Below are 8,677 nucleotides of genomic sequence, written 5' to 3' on the forward strand. Positions count from 1 at the left end.
TTCCCCTTTGAGATGGGTTTTCCCCTTTGAGATGGGTTTTCCCCTTTGAGATGGGTTTTCCCCTTTGAGATGCTATTCTATAGTGAATTAATCAAAGTCATTGGCTTGCACGTCATAAAAGGGTGTGTGTGGGCTTTGTATCAATGAGAAATATTTGAAAAAAAGCCTAAAATGCCTCTTATGGACGCTCTCAAAGGTCAATGGCTGTTGTAACATGAAAGACAAATGGTATGATGATGCTCAGCTACTACTTTTATGAAGTGAAAAGGGGCATGAAGGTAAAGAAGGATATGGCGTAACAAGGGGGGCGGGTTTGATGGTTCACTTTACGGGGGCTGGGGGCTATTATATCTTATTTACAGATACTGTTTTGAAATGAGCGTGGATGCGCTGGGAAATATTAAAAAAGTGCGTGAATGAAAGACATAAGTGTATTCTGTTTTAGAATGTCCTATTGTACCTGAAGAGAATATCTCCATTATAGAATGCGATATATAAAAGCGTAAAATATGTAATTTTCATCAATTAATTGTCGTTTTCGTGGAGGCTTTAAGCCCGTAAAGCTGAAGAATGATGATGGATGTTAGCTTTACTCCTTGAAATTGCATATTATGCCAAAATAAAATTGTATGCGCATTGCGAAAATTATACAAAAAGAGATGGGTAATAGGCTCGCTTTTATTTGGCATAGTAAAAGTTGAAACGGTTTGCTCTTTATCGTTTTGGTTTCTGTTTTAAAATATGCCGGTTATATGAGGGATGGAAGTTGATTAACAGCGGGAATGGATTTTATGTAGCTTTCAGTTCTCATCGTTAAGGTTTTTCGTTAAGGTTTTGGGGAACTATTGGGGGACTATAGAGGTTGGTTTAAAGAGGTTGGAAAATGTCTTTGTGCTTAATAAACAGATGAGATATTTTACTAAAAAAGGGGAAACTTCTCTTGTTCATTGTTTAAAATGCTCTTTTAAGAAAAAATATCAAAATAAGTATCAGGAACAGAGAGGCAATAGACAATTCCTTCTTGTGTCAATTTGAGGGAAGCTGAACCATTCACGGAAATGGGAACGATTTTTTCGAGAACGGCACTACCAAAACAGGCTTTTTTATTGTTTGTGGGAGGGATGCCGGATTCAAAATTTTCATGCCAAGTGATGATAAGTTGCGTTTTGCCATTCAGTTTTGTTTCGATTTCACAGCGTACACAGATGCTCCCCTTTTCTTGGGAAAGGGCTCCAAAAGAAAGAGAATTGACAATCAGTTCATGAAAAGCCAAACCAATATGCAAAGCGGCATTGGGAAAAAGATAAGGATCGACGCCTTCAAGTGAAAAACGTTCTGTTTCTTTCATTAAATAGCCTAAAGCCTGCGTTTGGACCAATTCGCGAAATTGAGCACCACGCCAATCGGAATCCGTGATCAGATCTTGAGAATGAGAAAGAGAATGAAGACGACCTTGAAATTTTCGTAAAAAAACTTGAAGAGATTCAGTATAGCGGGCGGTTTGACTGGCAATACTTTGAATGATCGCTAGAAGATTTTTAGAACGGTGACTGACTTCGCGAAGAAGGATTTTAAGCACTTGTTCACGGCGGCGTAAGCCGGAAATATTGACACCGGTGGTGATAATACCAATAATGTCTTCGTTATCATTGCGGTGGCAATCAATAGAAAATTTGTACCAAATCTCTTGTTTGTTTGTATCTTCAAAACGTGCTTCAACAGTTTGCATTTTGCCACTGGCTAAAACTTGCAGTTTGATGGTTTCCATATTGTCTGCAAGGTCAAGCGAAAAAAAGTCGCTGTCACGACACCCAACCCGCCATTTATTGTGCAAATGGTGGGGCAAGTTTTCAGCCCATAAATAAACCAGATTTGTTGCCTGATAGAGAACGCAAATATCCGCACCACGAATCGCTTGCATGAGCGCACTCATATGAGATTTATCCATGGGAGGCTTTGAAAGAGGCGTAACAATCATAATTTTAAGATGTTACCCTGTTCTAAGCCGCTTTAGAAGCATTCTCTTGAAAAAATAAAGCTTGGGAAATAAGCGCTTTCACCATATCTGGGTTAAAAGGTTTGGTCACTAAAAAAGTTGGTTCTGGACGCTCGCCAGTGAGAAGCCTTTCGGGAAAAGCCGTGATGAAAATCACTGGTATATGGTCATTTTTCAAAATCTCGTTGACCGCATCAATACCTGAACTGTTATCGGCTAATTGAATATCAGCCAAAATCAACCGTGGTTTTTTCTTATGATACATAATGACAGCTTCATCACGCGTGCGCGCTATTCCTACAACATGATGACCTAGGCTTTCTACCATTTGCTCAATATCAAGTGCAATAAGAGGTTCATCTTCAATAATCATGACTTCAGTGGCAATTTGTTGAGAAATATCAATAGATGCTTGGTTGAGAAGCTTGCGGAATTCTTTCGTATCCAGATTCATGATTTCGCTGGCTTCTTGTTCATGAAATCCTTCAACGGCAATGAGCAAAAATGCTTGGCGTGCACGGGGCGTGAGATAGGATAATTTGGCACTGGTTTTTTGTTCAAGACCAAATTGAGGCAGGGGTTCTGGGATGTTCGGTGTGGTTTGGTCAAAAAGATGGCAAAAAAGCCAATAGGTACCAATTCGGTCAGTGGAGGCTTTGGGAAAAATGGAGATGTCGGCAATGAGTGCTTCCAACATCGCTGACACATAAGCATCGCCAGAGGATTGGCTACCGGTGACAGAGCGGGCAAAACGCCGAAGATAGGGAAGATGCGGGGCAATGCGCGTTGATAATGACATAATTTATAACTCCTTTGACCTTTCAAGCACTTTGTTGGTTGAAATTCTCAACCGATAAAAAAGTTCCTTGATTTGTATGGAACTTTTTACCGACAGCTATATTTACAACTATAAGGCGAAAAAATTCTTCGCGGTGCTACCAATATTATATGGATTAGGGGGATGAAAAATGAACGACCGTGATGAAAAAAATCTCACCACACAATTTACAGTTGGAGATGATCTTCTCGGGGTCAATAGCGAAATAGCACGGAAGTTACGTCAATTTTACATGGAAATTCAAGAAGAGGCACTGCCACGGTGTTTGCTTGAGCTTTTAGAGAAGTTGGAGCGCGCAGAGCAATTTGGCTTAAACAATGTGGAAAAGGTTTGAATCCTTTATGTCAAAGCGCGCGAAAAACTTTAAACAAGAACTCCTTTCTGTGTTGCCGGCTTTACGAGCTTTTGCTGTTTCTTTAAGTGGCAAGCACGATAAAGCTGAAGATTTGGTTCAAGATACTGTTATGAAGGCATGGGCTAAGCAAGATAGTTTTGAGATGGGGACTAATCTTAAAGCTTGGCTTTTTACCATTTTGCGCAATGAATTTTATAGTCAAATGCGTAAAAAGGGAAGAGAAGTTCAAGATACCGATGGCGTGTTTACTCAAAATGTCGCTGTTCATCCTGCTCAATATGGATCGCTTGATTTGCAAGATTTCAAAAAAGCCTTAAATTTGCTTTCTGCCGATCAAAGAGAAGCCATTATTCTCATTGGCGCATCGGGGTTTTCTTATGAAGATGCTGCGACTATTTGTGGTTGTGCTGTTGGAACCATTAAAAGCCGTGTGAGCAGGGCGCGTAATCGATTACAAGAACTTCTTAAGGTGGATGGTGAGTCTGATTATGGTCCTGATTCTTACTCAGCTGGAAGTACATTGTGTTCATTTAACGGCTAAAAAAGCATAATAATTATGATCGATAGCCTTGTTTTTTTTATTCCCGTTATAGCTATTACAGTAAAGTCAGTATCTGAGGAAATTCAGAAGTTTGGCGTGTATCCTTAGGAACACAAGAAAAGCCTGTATAAAACTTTCTCACGGGCTTTAGGTTTTATGTTCCATAAGGTTGCCTTCCTTTGTGCTGAAAAATGACGACTTTCAAGTTCGCCAATGGACATTCTATGACAACAAAAACAAATTTGATGCCTCAAATGCCTTCTTCTGATGCAACGATATCACGCTGGCGGTGGGGTGCGATTGTTGTTTCTCTTGTTATGGCTCTTTTGGCATCGGTTTTTATTATGTTGCTTTCAAATGCTGTTGATCGAGAAATCGCACAGTTGAATACAAGTTCAGAATTGCGCGAACAGGCTGATTTGGTTCTTATTAGCTTGATTGATATGGCTGTTGCTGATCGCAGCTATGCAAAAACGCGCAAGGCGGAAGATAAAATACGTTTTGAAAATTCAGAGCGGGAGTTGGGGAATATTCTCGACTATATCGCACTTATTGTTTATGCGCATCCCCAGTGGTATAAATGGTTTACGGCTTTTAAAGAAGAGGTTGAAGCACGAAAAGCCTTTATGAATGCCCATATGCATGCTCTTGATGCGATTCCTGAACAACCTTCTCAACCTTCTCATGCGGACTCTTTGGAAGTATCAAAGATTCCTGTGGCACGTTTAGCTCAATTGATGACAAGCTTTATTAATGGGGATGATGTAGTGCGACAAAAACAGCGTGAGGGTATCGCATTGATGCGGGCTGCTTTGACTTTGGCGGCTATTGTTTCCGTTGTAAGTACCTTTATTTCTGCCTATTTTGTTATTAATCGTTTTCATCGTGATATGCGCTCTTTAAAATTGTATCAATTGCTGCTTCATAGCGAAAATATCGCTCTGGAAGCCCGCGTGAAAGAACGAACACAAGAATTAGAAAGAGCACGTAATCACGCTGAAAAAGAACGCCAACGGGTTGAAATATTGTTGCAGGATGCAAGCCATCGCATTGGCAATTCTCTTGGAACGGTGTCTTCTTTGCTGGGGCTCCAGTTAAACCGGAGCAAAAATGAAGAGGTACGTTCTGTTCTAGGTGCTGCACGTGATCGTATTCAGACAATTTCTACAGCACATCGTCGTTTGCGCTTAAGTGATGATATGGAAACGACTTTATTGGCAGAGTTTCTTAGTTCTGTTGTGCATGATGTCGAATTGGCAGTTCCTTTTGAATTGCGTGAAAACATCACCATTCACACCAACTTTAAAGATTGTCGCCTGTCTTCAAGAGATGCGACAACACTTGGAATTATCCTTGGTGAACTGCTGACAAATTCCTTAAAACATGCCTTTCCTGATCAACGGTCGGGTCATATTTATATCTCCTTTGGTCCCCAGAAAGATGGACAATTGATGCTCATTGTAGAAGATGATGGCGTGGGAATGAAAAGCCAAACTTTAAAACAAAAAACAGGGCTTGGTCGTGTGGTTGTGGAACAGCTCTGTATGCAATTTGGTGAAAAACCTCTGTTTGAAACTTCTGCTTTAGGAGGCACAAAGATTGTTATTCCTTTGCCAAAACTTAGCATGAATAGTTCAAAAAAAAGCTCTGACTGATTTTTTTAAAGGGTTAAACTCTTTGCTCGTGGTAAGCTGCCTTTCATTCATCGTGAATGTATGGGGAGGGCATCTTTTCACAAGAAGAAGGAAAAATACGGCTTCAGTAGCGCGAACACAGCACCATTCATATCAGATTGTCAATTGCTTTTAAGAGAAGCAACCTTGCTTCTTCATCTTTTGGTCTCGTTGTTTTTTTGCTTTATTGACTCCGATGATCGGCTTTCAAAGTTCTCCTTGTCTTAGAGCTTTGAAGTGCTTAAGTGAGCCTTTAAATTTATTTTGAATAAGTGCTCCTTTAAGCCAATAATAATACTTATATTCGTAAGCTCTATTTCTTTGCTAAGAGATTGTTTTTTTTAAGTTTTGTTATTTTTTGTAAGGGCTGTTAAAACTTTAAATATGGGTTTTTTTTGTAAAAGTGTGTAAGGAATATTCTCTTAGGTAAAACTTGCTCATAAAGTTCATGAAACACCGTTCTTTAGGGCTATGAACAGCATACATTCAACAAGTGGAATCTATTCAACAAGAAGTCGGGTTGTTTATAGAATGATATGGATTTTAGAATCTTCATTCTTTAGAAAAACTCACCTTTGATTTAAAACTTTATTGCATGGAAAACAAAGGGATTTTTATCGTTTTGATAAAATAAACAAGAAGAGTTAGCCTTTTGGGGGTTCATATTTTTCACTTTTCTATTGTGCGTAAATCTGCAAACCTATTGTGCGTAAACCTGAAAAGGGGAGGGCGTTTTATTTTTAATCATTGTGATGCGACCTTGGGTGGTGGCATCTTTCGACGTATCCTTTAATAGATATTTAAAGTGCGGAAATCTCTTTGAGAAAAGTAAGCGCTAAAGCATATTTTTAGATGTTTTGAGTCGTGAAAATGCCGATGCTTTCATGCTTTAAGTCTCTTCGGAGGGTGCTATCGGGCTGTTGATCAAAGAATCAATATTGTTTTTTTCTTGTAGGAATGTTTGTAGGTCTTGATTGGTTAAGGCTTTGCTATCCGGTATACGAATGCGCATGGGATCAACTTTGACGCCATTGACAATGATTTCAAAATGACAATGGGGACCGGTTGCCATTCCTGTTGATCCAACATATCCAATAATTTGCCCTTGTCGTACTTTCACGCCTGGTTTGATGTCTGGTGCATAACGACTTTGGTGTGAATAACTGCTGACATATCCATTGGCATGTTGAATTTCCGTGTGATTTCCATAGCCGCCTGTTACGCCTACTTTTGTGACAATACCATCTCCTACAGCAATAATGGGCGATCCTTTAGGAGCAACCCAGTCAACACCCGTATGCATGCGAATATAGCCTAAAATAGGATGTTTGCGTGGACCAAAGGGGGAGCCAAAAATCCCATTTGGTGTGGGTTTGCGCAGCAAGAAAGGCTTTGAACTCTTCCCTTCAGAATCATAATAATCAACGCTTCCATCTTTTAATTGATAACGGTAATATTTATAAGTTGTATTTCCAAAAGTTGCGCTAATATAACGAATTTCTGGATCAGTGTTTTTGGATGCTTCCTTTGCTTTCAAGTTCTTTTTGCCGTTTTTGTTTTCTTTATCGCTTTGTGGTACGGCATAAAATATTTCGATCTGATCATTGGGTGTTATCGGACTTTTCATGTCAATATTGGTGGCCAGCAGACGAATAAGACGATGAGAGAGAGATTGTGATATATTATGACTGAGCAAAGCACTATAGAGTGCATCATAAGCCGTTGGTAATTGCGCGCTATTGATGTAAGAATGCGGAATACCATTTTGAAAAGCCGTTTTAAGCGCTTTAGACATTTTAGGCTCTGTGCTTTCAATGAATTGGCCTTTATCATTCAGGGCAATGGTGAGAACATGATGCATCCCTTGATAGATACTTGCGCGTACGAGATGGTCTTTTTCACCAGCTTGTGTCACGATACCAATGCGTAAAAGGCTTCCCTCTTTAAGAGTATCGGAAAGGCTTATTTTTTCTAGCGTTTTTACAACTTGGTCAATTTGCTTTTTTGTATAACTGGTTTTTTTGAAAGCATCGGCTATCGTTTGTTTTTTACGAATAGGAATAATATCTTCAACATAGTTTTTCGTCAGATCGATACGGTGGCTTTGAGGAGAAACGGTTACATTTTCTTGAACGATTCGAACTTCAGGGGATTCTGTGCCTTGGGAAGGGGAGGATGCATCTTCTAACTTTAAAGGATCAATCAATGTGAGAACTGAAAGAAGTTCGGTGCTCTTTTCTAAAGTAAATCCAGCTTTTTGCACTTCTTGTTGTGCCTCTTCATCTGTCAATGTGTCGCTGTCATCAAAATCGAATTGATTTACCTTAAAATCATAGCTGCGTAAGGTGAGTTTTGTTTCGATTTTTGCACCGTAAATCTGCCCAGAATCTTCTTGTGGTGCAATATTTTGACTTTGCGAATCACTGGCAAGAATGCTTAAAGAATCAAATTTTGGATAGCTATATTTCTGGGGGCGATTTTCGGCTAAAGCCATACGAATCCATTCAAAATGTTGTGTTTGAATGACTTTTTCATCGCCTTTTTTTTGTAGAATCGATAGTTCAAATTGACGTTTTCTGTCAAAGCTTTGCCGTGCATGGGTGGGAGAAATACGATCACCTTTATACCCATTGGCCTCAGGGTCTTGTGATTCTGATAGGTTTTCCTGCGTAAACCATTGTGGCGGTGTTACCAATCGCTGTTGTTCATCAAGAGCCGTAAAAAGTGCAATCCCCATAAGAATGCAGGAAGTGATTCCTGTCAGAATGGTTCCCGTAAGCCAACGAGCAGAGACCTGTCGGCGCGCAGGCCGCAAGCGTTTGACGACAAGAGCAGGGTCCTGTCCAGGATCGTTTTTTTGTTGTTCGTTATCCCACATAGATTTATAAGAGTACTTTTCAATATTAAATAAAGAAAGCTAGATAGATAGCTTAGCATGCTTCTACAGGAATTTGATTCTTTTTACAAATTACAGATCATGCGATTCTCTTTATACAGCAATGTCTTTATAAATCGTACCTGTGCAGAAAAATTTCCTTATTAAAGTAGCATAAAACAAGCGTTATTGAGATTAACTCATTCTTAGGCAACTTCCTATTTTCATGCATTGCAATGGGGTGCTATATTTTACTTTAAAGGCGCCATGCTCTCTTTGAACTCCTTTTGTTTTCATGTTTTATTTTTATGAAGGCAGATTTTTCCAATAATGTCTTGAAATAGGATTTTTTGTTACAATATTTTATTGGAAATGTTTGGGTTATTTTATTTAAAAAAA

General features: G+C 39.3%; 6 protein-coding genes. 3 read left to right on the forward strand and 3 right to left on the reverse strand.

Going from position 1 to position 8,677, the window contains the following annotated elements:
• Positions 1-964 precede the first annotated feature (964 nt).
• Positions 965-1,978, reverse strand: coding sequence for a sensor histidine kinase (locus ACFIKN_RS06745; RefSeq protein ID WP_375631405.1), 1,014 nt, complete (start codon positions 1,976-1,978; stop codon positions 965-967).
• A 22-nt stretch (positions 1,979-2,000) separates the two neighbouring features.
• Complete coding sequence (locus ACFIKN_RS06750) at positions 2,001-2,795, reverse strand: response regulator (RefSeq protein ID WP_375654309.1); 795 nt, start codon at positions 2,793-2,795, stop codon at positions 2,001-2,003.
• Between the two features lie 169 nt (positions 2,796-2,964).
• Between ACFIKN_RS06750 and ACFIKN_RS06755 the strand changes: the two genes are divergently transcribed.
• The 3 genes from ACFIKN_RS06755 (at position 2,965) to ACFIKN_RS06765 (ending at position 5,385) form a co-directional block, all read left to right on the forward strand.
• Positions 2,965-3,168, forward strand: a complete 204-nt coding sequence (locus tag ACFIKN_RS06755) for a NepR family anti-sigma factor (protein ID WP_015856821.1) — start codon at positions 2,965-2,967, stop codon at positions 3,166-3,168.
• Positions 3,169-3,175: 7 nt separating this feature from the next.
• A complete protein-coding gene (locus tag ACFIKN_RS06760; protein ID WP_375631404.1) occupies positions 3,176-3,730 on the forward strand; it encodes an RNA polymerase sigma factor in 555 nt (184 codons plus the stop codon).
• A gap of 224 nt (positions 3,731-3,954) precedes the next feature.
• A complete protein-coding gene (locus ACFIKN_RS06765; RefSeq protein WP_375631403.1) occupies positions 3,955-5,385 on the forward strand; it encodes a sensor histidine kinase in 1,431 nt (476 codons plus the stop codon).
• Between the two features lie 907 nt (positions 5,386-6,292).
• On the opposite strand, the gene ACFIKN_RS06770 is transcribed toward ACFIKN_RS06765, so the two are convergent.
• Positions 6,293-8,281 (reverse strand): M23 family metallopeptidase, encoded by a 1,989-nt coding sequence (locus tag ACFIKN_RS06770; protein ID WP_273791323.1) that lies wholly within the window; start codon positions 8,279-8,281, stop codon positions 6,293-6,295.
• Positions 8,282-8,677: the final 396 nt, after the last annotated feature.

This window comes from Bartonella sp. CL436QHHD (assembly GCF_042195105.1).
Taxonomy (GTDB): domain Bacteria; phylum Pseudomonadota; class Alphaproteobacteria; order Rhizobiales; family Rhizobiaceae; genus Bartonella.

Excerpts from the sequence above, each read along its gene's own strand:
- ACFIKN_RS06745 (WP_375631405.1), bottom strand. The coding sequence starts at position 1,978 with ATGATTGTTACGCCTCTTTCAAAGCCTCCCATGGATAAATCTCATATG.
- ACFIKN_RS06770 (WP_273791323.1), bottom strand. The coding sequence starts at position 8,281 with ATGTGGGATAACGAACAACAAAAAAACGATCCTGGACAGGACCCTGCT.
- ACFIKN_RS06750 (WP_375654309.1), bottom strand. The coding sequence starts at position 2,795 with ATGTCATTATCAACGCGCATTGCCCCGCATCTTCCCTATCTTCGGCGT.
- ACFIKN_RS06760 (WP_375631404.1), top strand. The coding sequence starts at position 3,176 with ATGTCAAAGCGCGCGAAAAACTTTAAACAAGAACTCCTTTCTGTGTTG.
- ACFIKN_RS06765 (WP_375631403.1), top strand. The coding sequence starts at position 3,955 with ATGACAACAAAAACAAATTTGATGCCTCAAATGCCTTCTTCTGATGCA.
- ACFIKN_RS06755 (WP_015856821.1), top strand. The coding sequence starts at position 2,965 with ATGAACGACCGTGATGAAAAAAATCTCACCACACAATTTACAGTTGGA.